Below are 26,577 nucleotides of genomic sequence, written 5' to 3'. Positions count from 1 at the left end.
GTACGGTCCGAGCCACCAGGACGTCGTGGCCGGCCGGTGGAACGAAGGAATGAGGACAGAGGTGTCAGTGGAACCGATCTCCCGGGAATCCGCGGTCGACCAGCTCGAGCGACGTCTGCAGGAGGACATACTCGGAGGCCGGTACGCCGTGGGCACCCTCCTTCCTCCGGAACGTGAACTGGCCGCCCGGTACGGCGTGAACCGCAACACGCTCAAGCACGCGTTCGTACGACTCGTCCAGGTCGGTCTCGTGGAGACCCGCCACGGTGTGGGCACGCGAGTCCGGGATTTTCACCGGCTGGGCAGTGCGGATCTGCTTCCGGCCCTCGTCGTCGCGTATCCGGCATGGCTGGCCGAGGTCTTCGAGGTCCGGCAGAGCGTGGGTGCGCTGATCGCGGTCCGGGCGGCGACGGAGTCCTCCCCGGAGGATCACGCGGCTCTGCGCCGGCAGGTGAAGGCGGTCGGTGAGGCGCAGTCCGTGGACGACACACAGCTCGCCGACGCGGAGTTCCACCGCCTGCTCGCCGTGGCCTCCCGCAACCGGGTCTACACCCTGCTGACGAACACGCTGCTCAACGCGTACCTGCCGTTGCGCGCTGCGCTCTCGGAGCCGTTCCGGGACGCGAAGGTGGCTGCGGCACGGCTGGAGCCTCTCGCGGAGGCGGTGTGCGCACGCGACACGGCGGCCGCTCGTGAAGCGTCGGAGGCGTATATGGCGGAGACGGAACGCTTGATGACTGCGGGACTGACGGCGGCGTCATGAGCGTGTTTTCTCGCGGCAGTCGGGGGTCCCTGCCCGTAGGCCGTCACGGCCCAGGCCGCTCCCGAAATCTGCAGGATTCTGGGAACCCCGCGTGAGCGACAGGCAATTCGTAGAGCAACTCTGTGCCAGGCCGGGCATGTACGGTTTGAACGGCACCTACCACCCAACCGCCATGCTTCTTATGGGATTCGACCTGGCCAGGGACGGTGCCCTGCTGCGGGGCTTCAGGGAGTGGTTGACCGTACGCAAGGGTGAACCCTCCAGCCTCGTTTGGTACGCGCTCGTGTTTCAGGAAGCACTCCCTGGCGTCAGCCTCCTGAACTGGGGACGTCTGGAGCCAGAGCAGGATCTGCGGGCTGTGGATCACCTCTTCTCGCTCGTCCTCGAATTCTTGGACGTGCGGGATGATGCTGATGTGTTGGCCCGGATGTACATGGAATACCACGGCCTGCACGCGCTGAATGGGACGGCGGATCAGGGGAGTCGGAATCCCTGACTCCCAGCAGCCCCGCCCGGGACGGAACGGCGCAGCTGTGCCTCGGCGACGTGATGGTCGGGGACCTCGATACTGCTGCGTGCCCAGGTGCCTGCGACGAGGACCTCGCCGAGGAGTCGAACATCGACATGGCCTGACACGCCCACGCGCGCCACTACGTACTGGTCGATCTGATCCGCACGCCGGTGCAGATACCCTCCGTGCCCGGCCAACCAGCCCCGGCCATCGCCTCCCTGACATCACGCCACTCCGCCGGCCGGCGCACCCCAATCAGTGCTGTGTGTTCGGGCGGGGCTGCCCTCCACGATGTACCGTGCCGAGCGCAGTTTGCTCGGGTGGTCGTCGTTCAGCAGTCTGGTGGTGATAAGAATTGCTTGGATGATGCTGACGCCTTTGTCTTTCAGATGCTGCTGGACGGTGTCCATATCGATGTTCGCGTCCAGTAGTTGTCTGCATTCATCGATCTGATCGCCGATCTGTTGCGCGCGTTCAAGGGTCAGCCCTTGTATGTTGGCGAGGAGCTCTTCCGCGGTGTCGCTTGGCATGTCCGGGATTCTCTCAGGAGCTTGCAGCCGCTCACAGAGGATATTGCTCCCGGCCCGCCCGGCTGCGCGCCCGGCGGTGCTCATCGGGCCGCGCCCCAGTCTCCCGGGCTGTAGGAGCACGCCCGGGGTTCCCTTGATCGTGTTGGTCTGGTCGGGGCGGTCACCGGACCCAGACGCCGGCTCAGGCTCGGGGAGTGGCTTTTCGCACGGCCGCGTGGACGGAGCGGGCCAGGCGGGCTCCCCAGAGGGAGCGTGGCCCGGCGAATGCGTGGATCTCGTCTCCGGGCTTCGGGATTCGGGCGGCGATGCACACGGCATCGGTCGGGGTGCCGGAGCAGTCGTGTCCCAGATCGAGGAGGGCCTGGACCTTCGCTTCGGTGGCCGTGGCTACGGCGTTGACCAGTGCCGCGTCGGACAGTGCCACGGGAACGGCGGCGACGATGTTGATGGTCCCCGGCCCCACCGGGGTTCTGGCGCCTTCGTCCGGCGCGGCGGCCCAGCCCCGTACCGAGATGCCGGAGGTGGCAACGGCCTCCACGCCCCCGTCCCGTGCGAGGCCGGGACGGGAGACGTCCGCGGCGGTCATCAGTCCGACGCCCGCGCCCTGCATTCCCGCGGCAGAAGCAAGGTCCGCGAGGTGACGGTCCGGATCCGTGCGCCGATAGCCGTGCGCGACCTGGGCGTTGAGGACCCAGTGCCGCTCCCCGATTCCGCCGCCGAGGACCGCGCTGCTGATCATGCGCCAGCCCTCGCCCGCTCGCCACAGCACGGCGTGCAGTTCCCGGCCGTCCTCGGATCGGGTCAGCCACTGGATGGGCAGCAGCCCGACGACGGTGCGGGCGGACGGAACGACGGCGGTCACCGGGGCGGAACTCCTCGCGGATGGGGATCCCGCTGATCGTACGTTTCCTCCGCACTCTCCTTCTCACCCGGTGGATCCCAAGGGGGCCGCTCGTCGGCGTCCCGGCCGTCCATTCCCGCCGCTCCCGCTCGCCTGCGGATCCTCTGCCTGAGGACACCGACCTCATTCCGCAAGAGATCGGCTAGCGCGTCCCCTGCGCGTCCGTGACCGTGACCGTGAAGGCAGCGGGTCCCAGGGTGAGCACGCCGTCGGAAAGCGGTGCACAGCGCACACCGCCCTTACCCATCAAAGCCCGCTGCGCGCCTGCTCCGATCGTGGCGTTCATCCAGGCACACGGCCGCGCCGCGCTGTTCACCGCCAGCAGGACCGGGCCGCTGCCGCTGTCCAAGGAGATCGTCGAACCCACGTACGCATCGATTTCCACTCCTCGTAGGAGCACGTTCCGACGGGTCTGCCGAAGGTCGACTGCCGCATTGATATGTGTGGGAAGGTTCTCCACCGCCATGAGGGTAATGGCGGCGCGGCGGTGCGCCGGATGACCGAAGTACCGGTCGCCGACGATCCCCAGATTCCGTCGTACTTCGACTGTCTCGACCAGCTCGTCTTCAATCGCCGCAGCCGGGCCGTCGGCAGGTCGCCCCATATAGCGATGGACTGGTGACAGCAGGAGCTGAATCACTTCCACCATGGACATACGTTCACTCTACGGCGGGTCGACAGACGCTGGCAGGAGCGGACGCGGAACTGAGCGCCCCGGGCGTGGTCGCCGCTCGATCCGCCGGTCTGTCCTGATCCGGGAGGTCAGCGGTCGGTCGAGGCGAGCTGCTGCGGGGTGTACCGTGCGCCGCTGACGGTGTCCGGCCGGACGGCCTCGTCCAGGGAGGACAGTTCCTCGGCGGTCAGTTCGATGTCCTGCGCGGCGGCGTTCTCCTCGAGGAAGCTGCGGCGCTTCGTTCCCGGGATCGCCACGGCACCCTGTGCGCTCACCCAGGCCAACGCCACCTGGGCCGGCGTGGCACCACGTCGCTCGGCGATGGCACGTACGTGGTCGACCAGCGCGAGGTTGGCCGCGATGTTCTCCGGCGAGAAGCGGGGGAGTCCTCGGCGCGAGTCGTCGGGAGCCAGGTCGTCCACGCTGCGGATGGAGCCGGACAGGAATCCGCGGCCGATGGGCGAGTACGCGACGGTCCCGATGCCGAGTTCGTCCAGGACGGCCTTGGTCCCGTTGTCCAGCAGGTCGCGGCTGAAGAGCGACATCTCCGACTGCACGGCCGTCAGCGGGTGCACCGCGTGGGCGCGCCGGATCGTCGCGGCGGACACTTCCGACAGGCCGATGTAACGCACCTTGCCGGCCGCGACGAGTTCTGCCATGCCGCCCACGGTCTCTTCGACAGGGGTGTCGGGGTCCAGCCGGTGCATGTAGTAGAGGTCGATCACGTCGGTGCCCAGGTGGCGCAGCGACCGTTCGACGGCGCGGCGGATGTGTTCGGGCCGGCCGTCCAGCGGTCCGGGTGCACCGTCGTCGGTGAAGTCGAGGCCGAACTTCGTGGCAAGGACGATTTCGTCGCGGCGATGGCCGAGCGCGCGACGCAGGAGTCGTTCGTTCTCGAACGGGCCGTAGGACTCCGCCGTGTCGAAGAGGGTGATCCCGAGGTCCACGGCGTGATTGAGCGTGGCGACGGAATCCGCCTCGTCATGACTGGCGCCGTACACCCCGCTCATGCTCATGGCGCCGAATCCCTGAGCGGACACGGTCAGTCCCTGACTGCCCAGTTCAACTGTCTTCATCGCTTGTCTCCCACATGACCTGTGTCGCACAGCGCTGCTTGGAGCTCGCCCTCGGTTTGCCTGATGCCACGGAGCATGTGACAAGGGCCCCGGGGCCGGAAGTCCCGGCCGGCCCGGCACATGCACTGTACACAGCGCTTTATTGAACGCTAAATCATTACTGGCGTAGTCCGGGTCTCCTCCATCACCCCCGCCCGGCAATCCGTCATGTGCCCGGTTCGCAGGCGCGTCTCCTCTCCGAGGGCCGCTCCGGGGAGAGGACACATGCCCGTCCGGCCACGCGGAATGTGACGTGGATCCCAGCTTGGCGTGCGGTGTCACAACCGCGGCACGGGCCCTGTCCTACGTGTGGTGAGTCGGCGTCGTCGACGCTGCCTCGCCATGACACATCGGTCGTCGGTAGTGGCGGCCACCGACCCGCCCCGGTGCCGCACAGGCCCATGCTGTGAGAAGGCTGCAATGAGTGATCCGGCCACCCAGCCCACCGCCCTGTCCGCAATCAGCGAGCTCGACCAGCTTCCCGACCGTGACTCCGAGGAGACCGCCGAGTGGCAGGCCTCCCTCGATGCCGTCGTGGAAAGCGCGGGGCCGGAGCGCGCGGCGTACCTGATGCGACGGGTGTACGAGCACGCGACCAGATCCGGGATCGTTCTGCCGGGCCTGGTGTCGTCGGACTACATCAACACCATCCCTGTGGCGGCGCAGCCGGACTTTCCCGGCGATCTTGCGATGGAGTCCCGGATCACCGCCGTGAACCGGTGGAACGCCGCAGCGATGGTCTCCCGCGGCTCCCGTCTGGGCCTGGGCGGCCACATCTCGACGTATGCCTCGGCGGCCTGGCTCTACGAGATCGGGTTCAACCACTTCTTCAGAGGCAAGGACGGCGACGGTTCCGGCGACCAGCTGTTTCTGCAAGGCCATGCCACGCCGGGCATCTACGCCCGCCTGTTTCTGGAAGGTCGCCTGAGCGAGAAGCAGTTGGACGCCTTCCGGCGTGAGGCGGACGGCCACGGGCTGCCGTCCTACCCCCACCCCCGGCGGCTGCCGTGGCTGTGGGAGTTTCCGACGGTATCCATGGGGCTGGGCCCGCTCGGCGCGATCTACCAGGCGCGATTCAACCGCTACCTTCAGGCCCGGGGTATCAAGGACACCTCCGGGTCTCGTGTGTGGGCCTTTCTCGGGGACGGGGAGATGGACGAGCCCGAGTCGATGGCAGCTCTCGCTCTCGCCGCACGCGAACGGCTGGACAACCTCACTTTCGTCGTCAACTGCAACCTCCAGCGGCTGGACGGACCGGTCCGCTCCAACTCCAAGATCGTCCAGGAGTTGGAGGCCCGGTTCCGCGGCGCGGGCTGGAACGTGATCAAGTCCTTGTGGGGCGAGACCTGGGACCCGGTGTTCCAGCAGGAGACCACAGGTGCCCTGGTACGGCGCCTGGGCGAGGTACCCGATGCGCAGATGCAGACCTACGCCACGAGAGACGCGGCCTACATCCGTAAGAACTTCTTCACAGGGGACGCGCTGTCCGGTGTGGCCGCAGGACTCGGCGACGCGCAGTTGACGGAGATGTTCGCCACCTCGCGCGGCGGGCACGAACCGCTCAAGGTCCATGCCGCCTACAGGGCCGCAGTGGAGCACAAGGGCGCGCCGACGGTGATCCTCGCGCAGACGGTGAAGGGATACACACTCGGCCCGGCGTTCGAGGCGCGGAACGCGAACCACCAGATGAAGAAGCTGACGATGGAGCAGTTCCGGCAGATGAGAGACCGACTGGAACTTCCCATCCCCGACGGTGCGTTCAGCGGCGACATCGTGCCCTACTTCCATCCCGGCGAGAACTCGCCGGAGGTGCGCTATGTGCGTGATCGGCGGACCGCTCTGGGCGGGCCCGCTCCGGTGCGCCGGGTGGTGGCCAAACCCCTGCCGCAACCGGCGGAGCGGCCCTTCGAATCCCTTAAGAAGGGCTTCGGCAACCAGGAGGTGGCCACCACCATGGCTCTCGTGCGCCTGGTGAAGGACCTGATGCGCGGCGAGGAGACCGGCGCCCGGTGGGTGCCGATCATTCCCGACGAGGCCCGCACCTTCGGTATGGAATCGCTGTTCCCGTCCGCCGGCATCTACTCACCCGACGGGCAGACCTATGACCCGGTCGACGCCGACCAGTTGCTGTACTACAAGGAGGCACGCGACGGCCAGCTGATCGACGAGGGCATCACCGAGGCCGGCTCCATGGCCGAGTTCGCCGCCGCGGCGACCGCGTACGCCACACACGGCGAGCCGATGATCCCGTTCTACATCTTCTACGCCATGTTCGGGTTCCAGCGCACCGGCGACCAGTTCTGGGCGCTCGCCGACCAGATGGGCCGCGGATTCGCCGTCGGGGCGACGGCTGGGCGCACCACGATGACCGGTGAGGGTCTGCAGCACGCCGACGGGCACTCCCACCTGCTGGCCGCGACGAATCCGGCGGCGATCAGCTACGACCCTGCCTTCGCCTACGAGATAGCGGTGATCGTCCGAGAAGGGCTGCGCCGCATGTACGGCGAGCAGCCGGAGAGCGTCTTCTACTACCTGACGGTGTACAACGAGCCCAAGCTGCAGCCGCCCATGCCGACCGACCCGTCGGTGGAGGACGGTATCGTCCGTGGCATCTACCGGTTCCGGCAGGGGGATTCGGCGGTGACGGGCCCGCATGTCCAACTGCTGTCCTCGGGCACCGCTATCCACTGGGCGTTGAAGGCCCAGGAACTTCTCGCCTCGGACTGGGGCGTGCACGCCGACGTCTGGTCGGTGACGTCCTGGACGGAGCTGCGCCGCGACGCGCTGGAGGCGGACGCCGCGCGGCTGCGCGGAGAGGAGCGTACGCCGTTCGTGGCCAGGGCACTGTCGGATGCCCAGGGTCCGGTCCTCGCGGTCAGCGACTGGATGCGGCAGGTGCCCGACCAGATCAGCCAGTGGGTCGAGCAGGACTACACGTCGCTGGGCACGGACGGCTTCGGCCTGTCGGACACCCGGGACGCGGTACGCCGCTACTTCCAGGTGGACGCCGAGTCGATCGTGGTGGCCGCCCTCGACCAACTGGCTCGTCGCGGTGAGGTACCGCCGGAGACGGTGGCGGAAGCACGCCGGCGCTACGGCTTGCAGGGGTGACCCGGCCACGCGCCGGTGCTCACCCTCCCGCGCAATCGACTCGGAGGGACGAAATCCCTGCGGCACGGCAGTGACAGCCGACGTCGCTGTCTCCGTCGACGCCGCCCAGGCCGGCCCGCTGCCGCCGTCTCCCTGCTTGCTGAAGCGCCGTCAGAGCTTCCCCGTCCTCGCCGTTCGTGCCTGCAGGGGAGCCGGCCCGTGAGTGACGACCTGGTCGAGCGCGGCGTCGCACGACCGAGGTTTCGGCGGGGTGAGTCACCGAGCCGTGAGCCACACGGGGTCCGTGGCGATGGCCTTCAGTTCCTCCATCGTGATCAGCGGCTTCTTCCCACTCTTGAGCGACTTGGGAGTGGGGGCGTTGTAGGCGGAGACCTGGGTCTCCAAGCCTTTCGGCCGGAACGTGTCGACCTGCCACTGCTGCACACCCGGATACATGCCGATGAGTCTGCGGGCTTCCGCCGGTCATCTCTTGAGGAACACAATCGATTCATCGGGAGTAAGTCATGGGCCTCATCGACATCGAGATGTTCGCGACTCTCGACCTTGTCGGGCAGGCGCCCGGCGGACCTGACGAGGACCCGGTGGGGTTCCCGTTCGGCGGCTGGCAGGCGCCCCTGCTGGACGAGGTCTCAGCGGCGCAGATCGGTGCCGCGTACGAGGGCACGGACGCCCTTCTGCTCGGCCGGCGGACGTACGACATCTTCGCCGCCTTCTGGCCTCACCAGGAGGGCGGCGAGGACAACGAGATCGCCACACTCTTCAACCGTGTCCCGAAGTACGTGGCCTCTCGCGGCAGGCCCGACCTCTCGTGGGCCGGGTCCACGCAACTCGGCCCGGACCTCGCCGACTCGGTGCGCGAGATCCGTGACCGGCACGAGCACGTGAAGGTCGTCGGGAGCCTGAACCTCGTGCAGACCCTCCTGCGCGAGAAGCTCTTCGACCGCCTCGACCTCTGGCTGCATCCGATCGTGCTCGGTGTCGGGAAGAAGGTGTTCGACGATGGTGCGGTGCCGTCCAACGTCAGGCTCCTCGCGCCACCGGTGGCCGGCCCGAAGGGCACCGTGTACCTGCGCTACGGGCTCGCCGACGGCACGCCCGCGACGGGGGACATGAGCGCACCTGATCGCGGTGCCGGAAGCGCCGACTGAGGCCCTGGGTGAGGCCGAACAGGCGCCGGCGTATGCGCATGCAGTGCCGGATGAGCGAGGCGCTGTGCGGCCAGGCTGGTGCACCGTGCCCCGACACGCCTCCCACCAGATCGCCGACAGGGCCGTGTCGGGCGAAAATCCCCCATGGACTCCACGCACAAAGTCGCCGTCATCACCGGCGCCTCGCGGGGCATCGGGGCAGCCTTGGTCACGGCTTATCGGCAGCTCGGCTACGCGGTCACCGCGGCCGCCCGCTCCATTCAGCCGTCTGACGACCACAACGTGCTCGCCGTAAGCGACGATGTGGCCACCCCGGGGGCAGGCGCGCGGATCGTCGAGGCCACGATGGAGCGATTCGGCCGCCTGGACACGCTGGTCAACTGCGCCGGAGTTTTCGTCGCCAAGCCGTTCACCGAGTACACCGACGAGGACTACGCGGCCGTGGTGGGGGTGAACGTGCGCGGCTTCTTCGAGGTCTCGCGCAGTGCGATCGGCGCGATGATCTCCCGCGAGGGTGGCGGCCACGTCGTGAATGTCTCCACGAGCCTTGTCGACAACGCCGACGCCCGGGTGACGGCAGCGCTCGCGTCTTTGACGAAGGGCGGGCTGAACGCGGTCACCAAATCGCTGGCGATCGAGTACGCGACGCGCGACATCCGGGTGAACGCTGTTGCCCTCGGTGTCATCCGAACCTCGATGCACCCGACCGATCCCGGCGGTGTGCAGGCCGCGCTTCACCCGGTCCGCCGGATGGGCGAGGTGGACGATGTCGTGCGGGCCGTCCTCTACCTGGAGCAGGCCCCGTTCGTCACCGGAGAGATCTCGCATGTGGACGGCGGACAGAGCGCGGGGCACTGATGACGCGTGGGAGCCGTCCGGATGCCTCGGGCTGCGGGGGAGTGGCTCCCATGACCACCGCCGTGCCCGGCGAGCCGGCCGTCCTGCTTGCTGATGGCTCTCGGTCCGGCCCTCGGGTCAGTCCGGCTGCGGCGGCGCCGTGCTCTTTCGGACCACCAGGCTCGTCGCCAGTTCCAGCCTCGTCGACGACGGTTCCTCCGTGCGCAACCGCAGCAGCATCTGTGCCGCTTCCTCGGCCATCTGGCGCAAGGGCTGGTGGACCGTGGTCAGTGCCGGGCTGGACCAGCGGGCGACCTGGACGTCGTCGTAGCCGACCACCGAGAGGTCGTGCGGAACGCGCAGCCCGTTGACGCGTGCCGCCTCCAGGACGCCGAGGGCCTGCAGGTCGCTGCCGGCGAAGACGGCGGTCGGCCGCTCCGGCAGGCTCAGCATCTCCATGGCCCGGTCGTACCCGCCTTCCACGTGGAAGTCGCCGAACCGGATGAGTTCGGGTGGGGTTGCCAGTCCGGCCATGCTCATGGCCGAGCGGTAGCCGTCGAGGCGGGCCAGGGAGCAGAGCATGTCGTCGGGTCCCGTGATGATCCCGATTCGCCGGTGTCCGAGCTCGATGAGATGCCGTGTGGCGGCGAGTCCGCCGGCCCAGTTGGCGGATCCCACGGACGGTACGTCGGGGTCGGGATCGCCGGCCGGATCGATGATGACGAAAGGAATGGAACGGGCTCTGAGTTGCTGCTTCACCGCCTGAGGGAGGGCGGAGAAGACCAGGACGACGCCGATGGGCCTGCGCTGGAGGACCCCTTCGATCCAGTCGGGATCCGGTGAGTGGCGGGTGCCGCTCTCGGTCAGCACCACGCTGGCTTGGTTGGCCTTCGCGATGTTCTCCACGCCGCGGATCAACTCGAGCGCCCAGATGCTGTCGAGCTCGTGGAAGACGATCTCGATGAGCGGTGCCTCCTGGGACGACCTCGTCGTGCGTCGGTAGGCGTGGGTCTCCAGGATGCGTTCCACCCTGGTCCGCGTGGGAGGAGCCACGTCCTGTCGGCCGTTGAGGACTTTCGAAACTGTCGAAATGGAGACGCCGGCCTTCTGGGCCACCTGAGCCAGGGTGATGCGGCCCATCTCCTCGTCATCGCGCATGGCAGGGAGCATAAGGCACAGGGAACCGCCGTAACAGCGTAACGCTTTGGTAACGCACTGTTCCAGGGTTGACCCCCCAGGTGGGCAAGCCTAGCGTCCCCACTCGTGAACTTTCGGTAGTCGTACCGAAATAGTTTCGAGAGGCGAGGCGATGAAGCAACGCGTACGGTTCTCCCGGGCCGCCGTCATCGGCGGGGTGGCGCTGGCCATGACGCTCGCACTGTCCGCTTGCGGCGGGGACTCCGACGGCTCCGCGGGCGGGGCCAACGAGATTCACGTCCTGGTCTACGGTGATGCGGCCAACAAGGTCGAGAAGCAGCTGGTCGACACCTTCAACAAGACCTCCGACGTGAAGGCCGTCCTGGACACCATCCCGGGCGCCGACTACCAGGCCAAGCTGCAGACGATCATCAGTGGCAAGCAGGCTCCGGACGTCTTCTTCAACTGGGGTGGCGGCTCCATCAAGCCGTTCGTCGATGCCGGCCTGCTGATGCCGCTCGACGACTTCATCGCCAAGGACCAGAACCTCAAGGACAAGTTCCTGCCCTCGGTGTTCAACACCGCGGTCGTCGACGGCAAGCCGTACGGCGTGCCCATGCGCGGCACCCAGCCCGTCATGATGTTCCACAACAAGAAGGTCCTCGCCGACGCCGGTGTCACCACGCCGAAGACCTGGGACGACCTGCTCGCGGCAGTCAAGACCCTGAAGGGCAAGGGCGTCACCCCCATCGCGCTCGGCGGCGGCGACAAGTGGCCGACGCAGATGTGGTACCAGTACGTGTACGACCGCGTAGCCGGGCCCGAGCTGTTCCAGAAGGCCATGACGGGCGACAAGAGCGCCTGGGAGAGCGCCGAGAGCAAGAAGGCCCTTTCCATGATCAAGGAGCTGGTCGACGCGGGCGCCTTCGGCACGAACTTCGACTCGGTGAAGTTCACCGACGGCGGTTCCCCGGCCCTGCTCGCCACGGGCAAGGCCGCCTTCGAACTGATGGGATCCTGGGAGTACTCGACCCTCCAGGACGCCCACCCGGACTTCGCCAAGAGCGACCTCGGCTACGGAACCTTCCCGACCATATCCGGCGGCAAGGGCGACCCGGGCAATCTCGCGGGCAACACCAACAACTACTACTCGGTGCTGAAGAAGACCAAGCACCCCGAGGCGGTCGCCGACTTCCTCAAGCTCATGTACTCGGACGAGTTCGTGAAGGCGCAGCTGTCCATCGGCAATCTGCCCACGACGACGAACACCCCCGATTTCCTGGACACCTCGGCGAGCCCGGAGTACTCGACGTTCCAGTACGACCTGGTGGCGAAGGCCCCGGCGTTCCAGCTCTCCTGGGACCAGGCGTACCCGCCCGCGGCGACGACCACGATCCACGCTGCTGTCCAGCAGTTCTTCAACGGCCAGATCGACGCGGAAGCCTTCATCAAGCAGATGCAGTCCCTGCCGGCCGCCTGACCCCCACCACTGATCCGGATCAGGTGACATGACCTTCGCAACCGCATCCGCCGTGGACAGCGAGCAGTCCGAACGGACCGGCCGGACCTCCGAACGGACCGGCCGGCCCTCCGGACGAGCCGGCACCGGCGTGGGCCGCCCGGGCTTCGCCTGGGCTGCCCCTGCCGCCGTGTTCTTCGGGCTCTTCGCCATCGTCCCGCTCGGCATGCTCGTCGTGCTGTCCTTCGCGAGCTGGAACGGCCTCGGCGAACCGGAGTTCGTCGGTCTCGACAACTGGTCGAAGCTCCTCGACGACCCCGTCATGCTGGAGAGTCTCTGGCTGAGCGTCCTGCTCACCCTCCTCGGCGTCGTCGTCCAGACCCCGGTCAGCATCCTGCTGGGTGTCTGGGCCGCGGGCCGGCAGCGGAACCGGGCGGTCCTGACCGCCATTTACTTCGTCCCGCTGCTGCTCTCCATCACGGCCGTCTCCGTGCTGTGGCGCGCCGTGCTCGACCCCAACTTCGGCGTGCCCTCGCAGGCCGAGTGGCTCTTCGGGGACGGCAATCTGCTCGGCAAGCAGGCGACCGCGGTCGGCGTTCTGGTCTTCGTCGCCACGTGGCAGTTCACGCCTCTGCACACGCTCATCTACCAGGGCGCCGCCCGCGCCGTCCCTCAAGTGCTCTATCAGGCCGCCCAGATCGACGGGGCCGGCCGGGTGCGGCAGTTCATCCACATCACGCTGCCGCAGCTGCGCAACAGCATCATCACCTCGGTGATCCTCATGGTCGTCGGTGGTCTCACGACCTTCGACACCGTGCTCATCCTCACCCAGGGCGGCCCCGGCACCGACACCACGATCAGCGCCTACTACATGTACCAAAAGGCTTTCAAGAGCTTCGACTTCGGCACGGGCGCCGCCATCGCGCTGCTCCTCGTGGTCGTCGCCACGGTCATTTCGCTGATCATGGTCCGGCTGTCGGGCTACGACAAGATGCGCAGCACCCAGGAGGGCGTGTGATGAAGAGCCGTCCCAACTACCTGGCGGGGTTCGGCTCGCTCCTATGGCTCTTCCTGGTCGGTCTGCCGCTGTACGTCATGCTGATCGCGACCTTCCAGAGCCGGGCGGACTACGCGGCGAACGGCCCGCTCGCCTTCCCCGACAACTTCACGCTCGACAACTACATCAACGATCTCAACGACGGCTTCGCGCAGTACTTCCTCAACACGGTGATCGTCACCGTGGCGGTCGTCGGCATCGTCCTGCTGCTCGTACCGCCACTGGCGTACGCGATCGTCCGCAGCCGGGGCCGGACCACCGGGGTCGTCTTCCGGCTCTTCCTCCTCGGCCTCGCGATCCCCTCGCAGGCCGTGATCGTCCCGATGTTCTACGTCATCAGCAAGGCCGGTCTCTATGACAACCTCATCGGCGTCATCCTGCCGACCGCGGCCTTCGCGATGCCGGTGTGTGCGCTGATCCTCACCGGGGTGATGCGTGACATCACCCCGGAGCTGTACGAGGCGATGACCGTGGACGGCGCATCGCCCTGGCGGACCTTCTTCCAACTCGTCGTCCCCCTCTCCAGGAGCGGTCTGTCGACGATCGTGGTCTTCTCCGCCCTCCAGGCGTGGAACGGCTTCCTGTTCCCTCTGGTGCTCACCCAGTCGGCCGAGACCAAGGTGATCACCATGGGGCTGTACGACTTCCAGACGGAACACGGGGTCGACATCCCCGGCCTGCTCGCCGCCGTGGTCCTGTCCATGCTTCCCATCCTGCTCGTCTACCTGTTCGCCCGTCGTGCTCTGGTCCAAGGGCTGATGGGGGTCGGAGGAAAGTGACCGACAACGTGGCTGTAGAGGACAACGTGGCTGTAGAGGACAACGCGGCCGTGGAGACCGACTCGACCGCCCCCCTCTGGAGCGATCCTTCCCTCGACGCCGGTAGCCGCGCCGACGCCCTGATCGCCGAGATGACCCTCCAGGAGAAGGTCGCCCAGCTCTTCGGGGTCTGGGTGGGAGCGTCCGACGAGGGCGGCGAAGTCGCCCCCCACCAGCACGACATGGAGGAGGCGATCGACCTCGACGAGCTGCTGCCGTACGGTCTCGGCCAGCTGACCCGGCCGTTCGGCACGGCACCGGTCGACCCGGCGGTCGGCGCGCTCTCGCTGGCCCGCACCCAGCGGCGGATCGCCCGCGCGAACCGCTTCGGCATCCCGGCCCTGGCCCATGAGGAGTGCCTCGCGGGCTTCGCCACCTGGGGCGCCACCGCCTACCCCGTCCCGCTGTCGTGGGGCGCCACCTTCAACCCCGGGCTGATCCGTGAGATGGCCGTCGCCATCGGCCGCGACATGCGCTCCGTCGGCATCCACCAAGGTCTCGCCCCGGTACTCGACGTCGTGCGCGACGCACGCTGGGGCCGGGTGGAGGAGACCATCGGCGAGGACCCCTATCTCGTGGGCACCGTCGCCACCGCCTACGTACAGGGCCTGGAGTCGGCCGGCATCGTCGCCACGCTCAAGCACTTCGCCGGCTACTCCGCTTCCCGGGCCGGGCGCAATCTGGCTCCGGTCGGCATGGGAGCACGCGAGCGCGCCGATGTCATCCTCCCGCCGTTCGAGATGGCTGTGCGGGAGGGCGGCGTGGGGTCCGTCATGCACGCCTACACCGACACCGACGGCATCCCCTCCGCCGCCGACGAACGGCTGCTGACCGGGCTGCTGCGGGACACCTGGGGCTTCACCGGGACCGTCGTGGCCGACTACTTCGGCATCGCGTTCCTCAAGACCCTGCACGGAGTCGCCGGGACCTTCGGCGAGGCGGCCGGTGCCGCGCTCGCCGCGGGTGTCGACGTGGAGCTGCCCACGGTCAAGGCGTTCGGCGAACCCCTGCTGGAAGCGGTCGCGGAGGGACGCGTGCCCGAGGCGCTGGTGGACCGCGCCGTGCGCCGCGTCCTCGTGCAGAAGGCCGAACTCGGTCTGCTCGACCGGGACTGGAGCGCTGTGCCGCCGGCACTCGCCGGAGCGGACCCGGACAACGGTGCCGACCCGGACGCCGGGACGGAACGCGGCTCGGTGCGCCTGGACTCCGACGACAACCGGGCCCTCGCCCGCCGGGTCGCCGAACAGGCCGTCGTACTCCTTCGCAACGACGGCACCCTGCCGTTGTCCCCCGCCCACAGACCGGATCGGAGCGCACCGCCGGCCAGGATCGCGCTCATCGGCCCCCACGCTGAGGCGCCGACAGCGGTGCTGGGCTGCTATGCCTTTCCGGTCCACGTCGGCGTCCAGTACCCCGAGGTCCCGGTCGGAATCGAACTGCCCACGCTGCGCGAAGCGTTGGCGGCGGAGTTTCCCGACAGCGAGATCGTCGTCGCTCCGGGCGCGAGCGTGGACGGCACCGACACCACCGGGTTCGCGGCGGCCGCCGAACTCGCCCGGGGCGCCGACATCGTCATCGCGGCCCTCGGCGACCGTGCCGGACTCTTCGGCCGCGGTACCAGTGGTGAGGGCTGCGACGCCGAGTCGCTGGCCCTGCCCGGCGTCCAGCAGCAACTGCTCGACACGCTTCTCGACGCCGGGGCCCCGGTCGTGGTGACGCTGGTGGCCGGCCGGCCCTACGCGCTGGGCCGTGCGGCGACCGAATCGGCCGCCGTCGTTCAGTCCTTCTTCCCCGGCGAGGAGGGCACACGAGCGATCGCCTCCGTACTCGGCGGGCGGACCGCTCCGGCCGGCCGGCTCCCGGTCAGCGTCCCGCGTCACCCGGGGGCCCAGCCCTCCACCTATCTGGCGGCACGCCTCGGTCACTCCAGCGAGGTTTCCAACATCGACCCGACACCGGCCTTCGGCTTCGGGCACGGCCTGACGTACACCACCTTCGCGTGGACGGACCTGACCGTGGAGCGCGACGAGGCGGCCACGGACGGCGAGTTCGGGCTGGCGTTCACCGTCCGCAACACGGGTACGCGCGAGGGCACCGAGCTGGTGCAGCTCTATCTGCACGACCCGGTCGCCTCGGTGGTCCAGCCCGTTCAGCGCCTCATCGGCTACATCCGGCTGGAACTCGCCCCGGGCCAGGGCGTACGCGTCCATGTGACGGTCCCCGCGGACCTGGCCGCCTTCACCGGCAGGGACGGGCTCCGCATCGTGGAACCGGGGGAGCTGGAGCTGAGGTTCGGGGCGTCGAGTACGGAGCCACGGCTCACCTCACGGGTCACGCTCACCGGCCCCGTACGGGAAGTGGACCATCTTCGCCGCCTGCACGCCGAGTTCAGCACGGAGCCGACTGCCTGAAGCGGGACGCGAGTCACCGGACGGGACCCGCTCAGGGCCGGTCACGGCGGTGCCTGCCGTGGCCCGAGCGGTCTTCGTCCGGCGCGTGGGAGTCGCCGCCCTCGTCGTTCTGCTCGTATTGCGTACGGTCGGAATCGCCGCGTCCCCGGTCAGGGCTGTCCGTCTCCCTCGCCGGGACCGGCCGGCCGCGCGGTGGCGATGCCGGCTGCGGCCGCCGTGCGAATCCTTGCGGCGTGCCGCCTCCCGATGCGGTTCGTCGGGCAGAACCGGTGCCTGCCGCGGGCCGCGTGTCCTCGGCGCTGCTTCGAGCTGTCGTGTCCGCTGCTGTCGTGTCCGCTGTGTCCTGGTCTCGGGCGGCCATGCCGTACGGGCGGTCGGTCCCAGCGCCGAGGTGATCCCGGTCCTCGGCGTGGACCGCGTCCCGCTCCTGCTGCTCGTGGCGGGCGTTGCGCACGGCCCGGGACTCGCGTCCACCCATGACGGCCGAACCGATCAGCATGAGGAGGCCGCCGAGGAGGGCGAGTGCCACTCCGCTGCCGAGCCCGTTGCTGTCTCCCGTGACCGTCAGACTGCCCTGTGCCTGCCCCTGTCGGACCATCCACAGGATGGCGAACCCGAGAGTGATGATTCCGGCGACGAGGACCAGCAGTCGCGATCGAAAGATCACGCCGAGGACGGTGACGATCGCGCCGACGAGGAGGGGCAGGAACATGGACGCGAACAGCCCCGCGCCCGAGTTCGTCACGCCGGCTCCGGTGAAGAGTTCCCATACCCGGAAGTCATGTCCGAGACGGCCGTTGTACCAACTGCGAAAGGGCGCCCAGAGCGCCGCGGCGGCGCCGACGAGTGCCAAGATCAGTCCAACTGTGTTGCGGATACCCCGTACCATGCCGCAACCTCCCGGCAAGTCGTTCGGTGCACGCAGGAGACCCACGTGCCCCATCTCGCCCCCCATCGACGCTACGCCTGCCCCGTACGCCACGCCACGCGGCGATGCCCGGATCCACGCGTGCCCCACTGGCCCGGGGGTGGGCCACCTACGCGGGGTGTTCCTGGGCTCCGGGGTCCGGGCACCGCACGGCGAGGGCCGCGATGTCGTCGTTGAGCCTTCCGCCGCTGTAGTGGAGCAGGGCCCGGTGAAGTCGGTCGAGCAGCTCGCGAGGCGGCACCGGGCCCTGTCGCCGCATCCACTCCGGCAGGGGGAAGAACTCGCCGGTCCTGTCCCGGGTCTCCGTGACGCCGTCGGTGTAGAGCAGGAGCTGGTCGCCCGGGGTGAAGGCGACGGTGTCGACGCAGTAGCGGTCTCCGATGAGCGTCGCGAGGTTGAGGGGCGGTGAGGGGGCGGTGGGGTCCAGGACGCGGATCTCCCCGCTGTGCACGAGCAGTGGCGGGGGGTGCCCGCAGTTGAGGAGTCTGATGTGGCCGCTGCCGTGGGGGATCTCGACGAGAAGAGCGGTGGCGAAGCGCTCCGGCAGGTCCTGGGCGGGGAACGTGGCGCTGTGGCGGGTGATGCTGGTCTCCAGGCGATGGATGAGGCCCGTCAGGTCCGGCTCGTCGTACGCGGCCTCCCTGAAGCTGCTGACCACCGCCGCGGCCGCTCCGACCGCGGGCAGGCCCTTGCCCCGTACGTCGCCGATCAGCATCCGGACCCCGTGCGGCGTATCGGCCACCTCGTAGAAGTCGCCGCCGATGCGGGCCTGCTCCTGGGCTGCCAGATACAGCGACTCGATTTCCATGTGCGCGACAAGGCGTGGCAGCGGACGGAGCAGCACCCTCTGGGCCGCGTCGGCGACGAGTCGGACGTGGAAGAGGGTCTCCTCCCGCTGGAGGCGGACATGGCTCGCGTACGCGGCCGCCAAGGTGACCGCGACGATCGCGGCCGCCGTGTAGGGCGTCCCCAGGTCGGTGTAGACGAAGCTGAGGCTGATCATGACCAGCAGGCAGAACGCCCCCAGCAGGAGCGTGGGGAGCACGGGCCACATCGCGGCTGCGAGGGCGGGCGCGGCGGGCAGGAGGCGGCTGAAGGCGATCTCCCGCGGCGTGGAGAACGCCAGGCCGACGACGACGATGGTGAGGATCACCGGTGACAGCAGGGCAGCGTCCCACCGGCCGCCGTGGGGACGACGACGCCGCAGCCGCCCGGGCGTGATCACAAAACGCATCATATCCGGGCGAAGCCTGCCGTCATCTGGGCCGAGGTTCGAGCGGTTGTGCTTCGACGTCCGTGATGTGGTTCTGGGCGAATCGTGAACCGCGCCACGCACCGCCGCGCCCGCGATCTCGGAGGGCCGGCTTCGTCGCCCCGCGCCGCAGGAGCGCCTGGGGGTCAGCCGGGGACCATCAGGTTTCGCCTGGTCGCGGAGGCGATGTGGTGGCGAGTCACTCGAGCACACTCGTGCCAGAACGGTATGGCCGTCAGGTATGCGCCGAGTGCGGACAGGATGCCGAGGGAGACGTCCACACTGAGGCGTCCTTGCTGGGTCCAGTAGACGTCTTGCAGGTCGAGGAGCAGGGCGAATTCGTCGGCGATGAGTGCGGTTCCCGCGCCGTAGGCGGCGGCGACGGCGGGGTGGCCGACGGCGCGTTCATCGCCGCGTACGGCGATGATGCCGACGCCGGCCAGGGTGCCGATGCCGATGTTGTAGTGGTGCAGGTGCCGGCCGCCGGCGGAGATGTTCCCCCAGGGAAGCCATCCGCCGCGGATGCCATGGGTGATGGTGCGCACGGTGCCCCAGGTGACGCCGAACGCGATCCACGTCACGATCAGTGACTTCTTCGTGGGGGTCAGGTGCTGAGTTGCCGAATCGCGCCATCGGGTGACCAGCCGCGGTCGATGCCGGTTCACCTGGGGGGAGGTGTCAGCAACCATGAGGGTCGCCCCCCACACCCGGCGTACGTGGATTCCCCACCAGAACGGGAGAAAGGCGAACTGCCCCGGCGACGGCGTTCATACGACTGCAGCAGTGGTCCTCGCGGTCGCACCCACCGTCCGGTGTCTGCACCGCGTTGAAACTCCGGGCGCACAAGGCAGTGCGATCGCCGTCGGCTCCATGCCACAGCATGCCGGTGCCGGTCTCCGCTTCTACGCGGTCGGCGTACATGTTGTACATCGGCCACCTCCCACTCGAACGCTGTTGCGGTCCAGATAAAGGGAAGCCCGCGCCAGTCGCGGCGGCCATTCAAACGCGCCGACCAGGTGAATTTCGAGATGCCCGCCTCGGACCCTTCTGCGCCCTGCAGCCGGTCCGTGCCGTCGCCCCGCGGACCGGAGAGTGAAGAAGGCCCGATCGGGCGGCTTGTGTCCCCTCGGGCGGGCTCTCCGGTCCTGGCATCGACTCCCGGCAGGTACGTCAGGACCTTCGAAAGAAGGTGAACCTCCAGCGGTCCTCGATCCGCCGGGCCGGCAGCTCGCGCTGGTCCAGGATCTCAGAGGCCGCGTCGTTCTCCACGGAGACGGCATGCCGGTCAACTGTGGCCGGAAATACGCATGGTGAGCAGCAGCCAGCCTGATCGTTGCACCGCCTTCGCACTGGTCCGACAGCCGCGAGGCGAGCGGCTGAGAGGCAGCCTTACCGCCGCCGATCAGGGAACATGCGAGTGTTCCGGCCATTTCCCACGGGCTCGTCCAGACATGCGCCCCCTCGCGCGCCCCGCCGATCGGGTGAGGAAAGATCACATCCCCTTGCGGCATATTCCACGACCTGCGTCACTGTAAGTATCCAACCGGTGGGCAGCCCATCCCTCTCCGGGGGAGCGCGGCCTCCGGTACGGCCGCTGTCTGTCTTGCGCGCGGGGCAGCCCAGCGTCCAGCTTGATGTCGCGATGGGCACTTCCTGAGAGGGAGTGGATCCCCCAGCCGGTGCCATCTTCCAGGCACCGGCTGGGCGGTTGGGCTGGGTGCCGTCCAAGATGACGAACGCCTTGGTCGTCGCGCGCTCGACGACCGGACGGAGGGTCAGCCACGGATGATCAGTCAGCCTTGCGGTGGGACACGAAGACCTCCGGTGCCGTGGGCGCCTAGGGCTGCACCACACCGGAGGTCTTCCCCTATGAGCGGAACCCGGCAACTGCCAACAAGCTTGCGGGTTATCTCTCTGACGCGGGTACCGCTGGTTCTCCGTTCTCTACTTGTCCCCGGAGATGGTGACGGTGTTGTTGATGTCACCGACGGAGAAGTTGATCAGTCCGCCGCAGGCGAGGAGACAGAAGCCCGGGGGCGGACCGGGGGGCGTCGGGGCAGAGGTGACCTGGACGATCGTGGTGTCGTTGGAGGCGTCGCACTCCGCGGTGCCGTTGTACGCGGCGGTGATTTCGTGCGAGCCGGCGGTGGTGAACGTGGCGGTGTGGCTGGCCTGGCCGTTGGCATTCACGAGCACGGTGTCGAGCAGGACGTCGCCGTCGAAGAACGTCACGCCCAGCCCGCCAGTGACGGTGGCAGGACAGTCGACCGTGGCTGTCAGTTGCACCGCAGCGCCCACCACGGCGGACGGCGGAGCCGCCACTACCGTTGTGGTCGACGGTACGGCCCAGGCGGGCGAGGCCAACCCCAGCACGGCTGCCATAGCTGTGGCGACGACCAGTCTCCCTCTGCGCGGTGTGATCCTCACCGGTTCGGCTCCTTGTTCCAGCGCCGGGCCCGCCGATTGCGGGCACCGTGCAGCTTCACGCTATGGCGATCTCAGTTGCCTTCCAGGGAGGCGGCGCCCAAAAGTAGCCTGGTTGGATCATCAGCCTGCACCGGTCGTCGGGCAGCCAAATGGCCGAGCGGCACAAGGTGCTGTACGAGGCGTGTGCTCCCTTCCCCGACGTTCGTCGGTCAGATGCCGGGCGCGGCAACCCGGGTGTAGGTCAGCCCCGGGCTGGTGCCGCCCGCCGTGGTGACAGTCACCGTGACCGGACCTGCGGGGCCCGCGGCTGCCACGGCCGTGATCTGTGTGTCCGACACGACGGTGAACGAGACGGCCGTACCCCCGAAGGTAACGGCCGAGGCGGTGGCCAGGTTTGTGCCGGTGAGCGTGACCACGGTGCCCGCGGACGTCGGACCGCTACTGGGCACCAGTGCCGTCAGAGTGGGCGTGGCGACATAGGTGAAGGCGACGGGGTTGCTCGTGCCGCCCGGGGTGATCACCGTGATCGGTGAACTGCCCGTCCCCGGCGGCGCAGTGGCCGTGATCTGCGTCGCCGACACCACCGTGAAGGATGCGGCGTTGGTGCTGCCGAACCGCACGGCACTGGCGTTGAGCAGGCTGCTCCCGGTCAGTGTGACCACCACGCCTCCCGCCGTCGGGCCAAGGACGGGGCCGGCACTGTTGAGGACGGGCGGCGCGGCGTAGAAGAAGAAGGCATCCGGGGCGCTGACGCCCCCCGGCGTCGTGACGGTCACCACGGCGGCCCCGGCATTTCCGGCGGGTGTTACTGCGGTGATCTGGGTGGCCGAGTTCACGATGAATGACATGGCCGGCACCCCTGCGAAGGTGACCGCTGTTGCTCCGGTGAACCCGGTTCCCGTGAGGATGACACTGGTGCCGCCTGATGTCGGACCGTTGCTGGGCGCAACACCCGTGACCACCGGTACCTGCGCCACGACATAGGTGAAAGTCACCGAGTTGCTGTTGCCGGTTGGATGGACGACGATCACCGCCGCCGCCCCTGCGGCGCGGGGCGGGCTCACGGCTGTTATCTGCGTCGCCGACACCACGGTGAAGGAAGTGGCGTTGGTGCTGCCGAACCGTACGGCGGTGGATCCGGTCATCCCGGTGCCGGTGAGGGTGACGGTGGTTCCGCCGGTGGTGGGCCCTTGCGAGGGATTGATGGTACTGATCGTGGGCGGCATGAGGTGCTCCTATGGCAGCCTGGGCGAGGCCCGGGGTGACGTGGGTGCCGGTCCGGGCAAGGGGAACCGCCGTGCCTGCGGCGTCGGCGGACATGGCGAGAACTACCGCTCGGGGAGCGGTAGTCAAGGCAGGCTGCCGCCCGGTGAGGACCGGGCGGCAGCGTGGTTGAGGGTCAGATACCCGGAGCCGCGACGTAGGTGAACGCGCCGACGGCGGTGTCGGATCCGGCCGGGTTGGTCACCTCCACGTCAACCGCGCCGGCGGTGCCGGGCGGGGTCACCGCCGAGACCGTGGTGGAGCTCACCACGGAGAACGGAGCAGGGTTGCCGTCGAAGGTGACCGACTCGGTGGTGCCGAGGTTGGTGCCGGTGATCGTCACACCGGTACCGCCGGACGTCGGGCCTGAGGTCGGGGTCACGGAGGCCACCGTGGGGACGTCCACGTAGGTGTAGGACAGACCGTTGTTCGTCCCGCCTGCCGTGGTCACGCTCACTCCGACGGGGCCCGGCGCTGCGCCCGCAGGCACGGCGACGGTGAGCTGGGTGTCGGAGACGACCGTGGGCGTGGCGGTGTTGGCGCCGAAGGACACACTCGTGGCCGTTGCCAGCCCAACACCGTTGATCGTGACCGTGTTGGCGCCCGCCAGGGGTCCGGAGGTCGGATCGAGCGAGGACTTGAACGGGGCTCCCACGTAGAAGAACGGTATCGGGTTGCTCGTGCCACCCCCGGTGGTCACGGTCACGCCCACGCTGCCGGTGCCCGAGGGCGACACGGCCGTGACCTGGGTCGGAGAGACGTTGGTGAAGCTGGTGGCCGGCTTGGAGCCGAACTTGACGGCGGTGGTGCCGGACAGGTTCGTGCCGGTGATGGTCACCAGCGTGCCACCGCCGGTGGATCCCTGGTTCGGAGAGATAGGCATGGAGAACTCCTCGCTGACAGGACGGGACAGAGGACGCAGCGGAACCGGGGACCACGCCGGGCCGACCTTCGCGGAAGACCCTCACGGGGGTAGAACGGCTGAACCGTACCGACCGGGCTTCGGAGTTCCCTCGTAGGTGCACAAAGGAAAGAACCGGCGGGCACCGCCCCTTTACCAATTTCCCCGGCTATGGGATGGGCGGCCCACCGGTTCGCTGTTTCAAGTACGCCACGAGAAAGCGGCTCTGACAAGGCGTCAATCAAGGCACATTGATGGTTGAGTGCGCCAAGGCGGGCGCCTGCGTACCACCGGCGTACGCAGGGCCCTCTTCGGCGACAACGGCGGGGGTGACCAGTTCGCCTTCGTGCTCACGCCCGAACGTCCAGACATCTTTGTCTGGGACCACGAGAGTGACAGTCGGCTCTGGGCTGCACGGGAGTTGGAGGACTACCCGCACCGTTCCCTCGCGGGCGAGGCGACTGGTGGCGATAGCCACGCGAAGCCGATCCGGCAGCCCTCTGCCACCAGCGGGTGGCCCGAAAGGGGCTTCTTCACCGGACGGCGGCGTAGCGGCTCTTTCGCTTGGGGCGGGGTGTCGGGCGCCAGGTGGTCACGAGCGCGGCTGCCAGTAGGAGTTCGCCGATGTCTCCGCCGTAGTACATGATCTCCGCGCCGCCTTGGATCTGCTCGGCAGGGGCACGGACGCCGAGGTAGAGACCGGCATACATCATCTGCGCCAGGATGGCGTGGGCAGCGATCGCGATGCCCAGGACGACCAGCCGGGTGGGCACGCCCGGCCGGGCAGGGGCCGGGTCGGGACCGGCGATGACCCAGGCGAACAGACAACCTGAGAGCAGGAAATGGGCGTGGAGGACCTGGTGCCAGAGCAACTGCCCGTCGATCGCCTCGTACAGAGGTGTGAAGTACAGGGCACCGAGTGAGCCCACGCTCAGCACCAGGGCCAGGGCGGGGTGAGTGATCACCCGCAGCGGGCGGCTCCGCAGGATTCCGGACAGCTTCCGGGCCCGGTCCGTCGGCAGCGTGCGCAGCAGGAGCGTGACCGGAGCCCCGAGGACGAGGGCGAGGGGAGCGTACATCCCGACCAGCAGGTGCTGGACCATGTGGCCGCGGAAATCCTCGTGGGCGAAGGGTGCCACCGGCGGCAACTGAGCCAGCGCGAGGAGACCAAGGCCGGTCAGGAACCAGCCGGTGCGCCGGCGGCTCCATCCGGCTGCCGGGTTGCGGTGCCGGGCGAGTGCCGCCAGGAGCACATACAGCGAGCCCAGCGCCAAGAGCGCGGTCACCGGCAGCATCACGTCCAGCAACGGGCCCGGGACGCCGTGGTGTTGCTCCGCGGAGTGGCCGCTCATGCAGCGGCTGGGCCGGGCTGTGATGACTGGTCTTCACCCTCGGGGTCGAACGGCCGGCCGCGGCGCTGGACGGCCCAACCCCCTGCGACGAACAACGCGCCCAGGAGGAGGAAGCCCCCGTCCCACCATGCCTGCTGTGCTCCGGCGTAGACATGATGGATGCCGAGGATCTGATGGTCGACGAGTCCCTCGACGATGTTGAACAAGCCCCAGCCGACCAGGATCCAGCCCCACAGGGCGGGCGAGGTCCAGACCTGACGCCTGTGGTGGGTCACACGTGAGTACAGCAGGCCCAGTCCCGCAAGGACGGCGACCCAGCAGACGGCGTGGAAGATGCCGTCCCACAGCGTGTTCATCTTCAGGCCGTCGACGGTGGTGGCGGGGTAGTACTTCACGCCGATCCGGTCGTGATTCGTGCTCGTGAGCATGTGGTGCCACTGCAGAAGCTGGTGCAGCACAATGCCGTCGACGAACCCGCCGAGCCCCACTCCAAGGGTGACTCCCGGCAGCTGGAGCCTCCCGCGCGGAGCACTTGCACGTCTACTGCCGCTGGTGACGGCCATCACGACTCCCTACGTCGGTCTGCGCTCGGCGTTCAGGACCAATGCGGTACCCGTCACCCCCGTCGTGCGCAGCTCACGTCCGGCTCGCGCCGATTGCCCGTGCGCCGGTCCCGCGGAGCACCACGCTGTTCCACGGATCGGACGTCGTGCCATGGCCCTCCTCTGTGAGGGGTGGGGCGAAGTGCCCCCGCAATCGCACTAGAACTGCTCCGACTCCGCAAGAGCACCATTTGCCCATGCTTCGCGCGTCTCAAAAGCGTCCCCGTTGCACACGCCTGGTGAATCCGCAGGCTTCCCCACTCAAGGGGACGCGAAGACACTCGGCGTATTCCGGTACGAGAACGCCGTCTCACCATCGGACTGATGGCGCACCGATCGACTGCCAGGGGGCTGGCTCCGGTTCAGGCCAGACGAACCAGTGCGGTGATGTGCTTGCCTCGGGCATGGAGGGTGATCGTGACCTTGTCGGCGAGGCGCCGTACCAGTGGCCAGCCGTAGCCGCCGATCCGTGGAGGTTCCGTGGCGTCGTCGTCGTGGACGAGCGGTGTGCGGGTGCTGGTGTCACCGACGACGACGCGGAGTCCTTCGTCGGTGATTTCCGCGGTGAATTCGGTGAGACCGCCGCCGTGGCGGAATGCGTTTGTCACCAACTCCGAGGTCACCAGGAGTGCGTCTGCCACCACCACGTCCGCCAGACTTTCCCCGTGCAGTCCGCAAAAGCGTGAGTTCAGCAGTCTGGTGACCATGTCACGCGCTGCGGCGGCATTGTGCGGCACCGGTGTCACGGCGTGCGCCGCTTTCCCGCGCTTTCGCACGGCAGCCGTCTCGGCCTCGTCCGGTGCGTCTTCCGGACGAGGAGTCTGGTCAGGTGCCTCGAATTCCACATTCATCGCGTTGTCCTCGTGCCCGGTCGGCCGGGGCACACACCCGCGCGTGTGTTCGGAGTGCGGCTCGGCGGGGACGATCAGCACGTGCGCGCTTGTTCGACGGTGCTCGCGAATTGGAAGGCTTCCTGCGTTCCGGTGACCTCGAACAGGCGGAGTACCTTCACGTTCATCGGGCCCGCCAACACCAGCGGTACGCCGGTCGCCGCGTGACTGCGCCGGCCGTGCAGCAGGGCGTGCAGTGCTGTGGAATCGGCGAACGTCAGACCGGACAGGTCCACCACGGTCCGCCTGCCTGGGTCCTCGGCGGCTTGGGTCAAAGCGTCGACCAGCCGATCGCCGTCCGACCATCCGTCCAGGCTGCCCCGGACGCTGATCAGCACCACACCGTCGGCCGAGCGCTCTACAGCCACCACCAGTTCATCACTCGACATGGGGCATATTTTTACAACATCACCGCGTGCCGAGGTGACCCGCGGTCGCTTCCGGTGATCACGCTACCGGTCACCTGGAATGGCGTGCGGTACGGGCCCGTT

General features: G+C 68.3%; 25 protein-coding genes. 9 read left to right on the top strand and 16 right to left on the bottom strand.

The window, feature by feature from the left end:
* Positions 1-61: 61 nt before the first annotated feature.
* Together ACFWU3_RS07090 and ACFWU3_RS07085 are read left to right on the top strand one after the other, a co-directional pair.
* Positions 62-763 (top strand): FadR/GntR family transcriptional regulator, encoded by a 702-nt coding sequence (locus ACFWU3_RS07090; RefSeq protein WP_384432368.1) that lies wholly within the window; start codon positions 62-64, stop codon positions 761-763.
* 91 nt (positions 764-854) lie between these two features.
* On the top strand, positions 855-1,259 hold the full coding sequence (locus ACFWU3_RS07085; protein ID WP_384432365.1) for a hypothetical protein: 405 nt from the start codon (positions 855-857) through the stop codon (positions 1,257-1,259).
* Positions 1,260-1,498: 239 nt separating this feature from the next.
* Here the strand turns inward: ACFWU3_RS07085 and ACFWU3_RS07080 are convergent, their stop codons facing one another.
* The 4 genes from ACFWU3_RS07080 to ACFWU3_RS07065 form a co-directional block, all read right to left on the bottom strand.
* Complete coding sequence (locus ACFWU3_RS07080; protein WP_384432362.1) at positions 1,499-1,804, bottom strand: hypothetical protein; 306 nt, start codon at positions 1,802-1,804, stop codon at positions 1,499-1,501.
* 181 nt (positions 1,805-1,985) lie between these two features.
* Complete coding sequence (locus ACFWU3_RS07075; protein ID WP_384432359.1) at positions 1,986-2,666, bottom strand: adenosylcobinamide amidohydrolase; 681 nt, start codon at positions 2,664-2,666, stop codon at positions 1,986-1,988.
* Positions 2,667-2,847: 181 nt separating this feature from the next.
* Positions 2,848-3,360 (bottom strand): molybdenum cofactor biosysynthesis protein, encoded by a 513-nt coding sequence (locus ACFWU3_RS07070; RefSeq protein WP_384432356.1) that lies wholly within the window; start codon positions 3,358-3,360, stop codon positions 2,848-2,850.
* Positions 3,361-3,467: 107 nt separating this feature from the next.
* Positions 3,468-4,454, bottom strand: a complete 987-nt coding sequence (locus ACFWU3_RS07065; RefSeq protein ID WP_384432353.1) for an aldo/keto reductase — start codon at positions 4,452-4,454, stop codon at positions 3,468-3,470.
* Positions 4,455-4,913: 459 nt separating this feature from the next.
* Between ACFWU3_RS07065 and aceE the strand changes: the two genes are divergently transcribed.
* Positions 4,914-7,604: a pyruvate dehydrogenase (acetyl-transferring), homodimeric type gene (gene aceE / locus ACFWU3_RS07060; RefSeq protein WP_384432350.1), complete on the top strand. Its 2,691-nt coding sequence runs from the start codon at positions 4,914-4,916 to the stop codon at positions 7,602-7,604.
* Positions 7,605-7,859: 255 nt separating this feature from the next.
* On the opposite strand, the gene ACFWU3_RS07055 is transcribed toward aceE, so the two are convergent.
* Positions 7,860-8,039, bottom strand: coding sequence for a hypothetical protein (locus ACFWU3_RS07055; protein WP_384432347.1), 180 nt, complete (start codon positions 8,037-8,039; stop codon positions 7,860-7,862).
* A gap of 68 nt (positions 8,040-8,107) precedes the next feature.
* Here ACFWU3_RS07055 and ACFWU3_RS07050 point away from each other — a divergent pair, with 68 nt between their 5' ends.
* Together ACFWU3_RS07050 and ACFWU3_RS07045 are read left to right on the top strand one after the other, a co-directional pair.
* A complete protein-coding gene (locus tag ACFWU3_RS07050; RefSeq protein ID WP_384432344.1) occupies positions 8,108-8,752 on the top strand; it encodes a dihydrofolate reductase family protein in 645 nt (214 codons plus the stop codon).
* A 144-nt stretch (positions 8,753-8,896) separates the two neighbouring features.
* Positions 8,897-9,610 (top strand): SDR family NAD(P)-dependent oxidoreductase, encoded by a 714-nt coding sequence (locus ACFWU3_RS07045; protein WP_384432340.1) that lies wholly within the window; start codon positions 8,897-8,899, stop codon positions 9,608-9,610.
* Between the two features lie 117 nt (positions 9,611-9,727).
* Here the strand turns inward: ACFWU3_RS07045 and ACFWU3_RS07040 are convergent, their stop codons facing one another.
* Complete coding sequence (locus ACFWU3_RS07040; RefSeq protein WP_384432337.1) at positions 9,728-10,759, bottom strand: LacI family DNA-binding transcriptional regulator; 1,032 nt, start codon at positions 10,757-10,759, stop codon at positions 9,728-9,730.
* Positions 10,760-10,898: 139 nt separating this feature from the next.
* Here ACFWU3_RS07040 and ACFWU3_RS07035 point away from each other — a divergent pair, with 139 nt between their 5' ends.
* The 4 genes from ACFWU3_RS07035 (at position 10,899) to ACFWU3_RS07020 (ending at position 16,471) form a co-directional block, all read left to right on the top strand.
* Positions 10,899-12,206 carry an ABC transporter substrate-binding protein gene (locus ACFWU3_RS07035; RefSeq protein WP_384432334.1) on the top strand — a complete coding sequence of 436 codons (1,308 nt, stop codon included), beginning with the start codon at positions 10,899-10,901 and terminating at the stop codon, positions 12,204-12,206.
* A gap of 28 nt (positions 12,207-12,234) precedes the next feature.
* Positions 12,235-13,203, top strand: coding sequence for a carbohydrate ABC transporter permease (locus ACFWU3_RS07030; protein WP_384432331.1), 969 nt, complete (start codon positions 12,235-12,237; stop codon positions 13,201-13,203).
* Positions 13,203-14,021 (top strand): carbohydrate ABC transporter permease, encoded by an 819-nt coding sequence (locus ACFWU3_RS07025; protein WP_384432328.1) that lies wholly within the window; start codon positions 13,203-13,205, stop codon positions 14,019-14,021. Before ACFWU3_RS07030 ends, ACFWU3_RS07025 begins: the two co-directional genes overlap by 1 nt.
* Before the next feature lie 131 nt (positions 14,022-14,152).
* A complete protein-coding gene (locus tag ACFWU3_RS07020) occupies positions 14,153-16,471 on the top strand; it encodes a glycoside hydrolase family 3 N-terminal domain-containing protein (protein WP_384432433.1) in 2,319 nt (772 codons plus the stop codon).
* A gap of 31 nt (positions 16,472-16,502) precedes the next feature.
* Here the strand turns inward: ACFWU3_RS07020 and ACFWU3_RS07015 are convergent, their stop codons facing one another.
* From ACFWU3_RS07015 to ACFWU3_RS06970, 10 genes are all read right to left on the bottom strand, one after another.
* Complete coding sequence (locus tag ACFWU3_RS07015; RefSeq protein WP_384432325.1) at positions 16,503-17,324, bottom strand: hypothetical protein; 822 nt, start codon at positions 17,322-17,324, stop codon at positions 16,503-16,505.
* A 184-nt stretch (positions 17,325-17,508) separates the two neighbouring features.
* A complete protein-coding gene (locus tag ACFWU3_RS07010; protein ID WP_384432322.1) occupies positions 17,509-18,624 on the bottom strand; it encodes a PP2C family protein-serine/threonine phosphatase in 1,116 nt (371 codons plus the stop codon).
* 173 nt (positions 18,625-18,797) lie between these two features.
* Entirely contained in the window at positions 18,798-19,232 is a 435-nt protein-coding gene (locus ACFWU3_RS07005) for a hypothetical protein (RefSeq protein WP_384432319.1), read from the bottom strand.
* Positions 19,233-20,595: 1,363 nt separating this feature from the next.
* Positions 20,596-21,078 (bottom strand): Ig-like domain-containing protein, encoded by a 483-nt coding sequence (locus tag ACFWU3_RS07000; RefSeq protein WP_384432316.1) that lies wholly within the window; start codon positions 21,076-21,078, stop codon positions 20,596-20,598.
* Positions 21,079-21,287: 209 nt separating this feature from the next.
* Positions 21,288-22,304, bottom strand: coding sequence for an IPT/TIG domain-containing protein (locus tag ACFWU3_RS06995; protein WP_384432313.1), 1,017 nt, complete (start codon positions 22,302-22,304; stop codon positions 21,288-21,290).
* Between the two features lie 173 nt (positions 22,305-22,477).
* A complete protein-coding gene (locus tag ACFWU3_RS06990; protein WP_384432310.1) occupies positions 22,478-23,224 on the bottom strand; it encodes an IPT/TIG domain-containing protein in 747 nt (248 codons plus the stop codon).
* Positions 23,225-23,775: 551 nt separating this feature from the next.
* The gene (locus tag ACFWU3_RS06985) at positions 23,776-24,594 is read right to left on the bottom strand and encodes a cytochrome c oxidase assembly protein (protein WP_384432307.1); all 819 of its coding nucleotides are present in this window, start codon (positions 24,592-24,594) and stop codon (positions 23,776-23,778) included.
* A complete protein-coding gene (locus ACFWU3_RS06980; protein ID WP_384432305.1) occupies positions 24,591-25,157 on the bottom strand; it encodes a DUF2243 domain-containing protein in 567 nt (188 codons plus the stop codon). The genes ACFWU3_RS06985 and ACFWU3_RS06980 overlap by 4 nt, the downstream gene beginning before the upstream one ends.
* Before the next feature lie 401 nt (positions 25,158-25,558).
* A complete protein-coding gene (locus tag ACFWU3_RS06975; protein ID WP_384432302.1) occupies positions 25,559-26,047 on the bottom strand; it encodes an ATP-binding protein in 489 nt (162 codons plus the stop codon).
* Positions 26,048-26,121: 74 nt separating this feature from the next.
* Positions 26,122-26,475: an STAS domain-containing protein gene (locus ACFWU3_RS06970; RefSeq protein WP_384432299.1), complete on the bottom strand. Its 354-nt coding sequence runs from the start codon at positions 26,473-26,475 to the stop codon at positions 26,122-26,124.
* Positions 26,476-26,577: the final 102 nt, after the last annotated feature.

Source organism: Streptomyces sp. NPDC058685 (assembly GCF_042714725.1).
Classification (GTDB): domain Bacteria; phylum Actinomycetota; class Actinomycetes; order Streptomycetales; family Streptomycetaceae; genus Streptomyces.
This window is presented reverse-complemented; position numbering and strand designations above follow the sequence as displayed.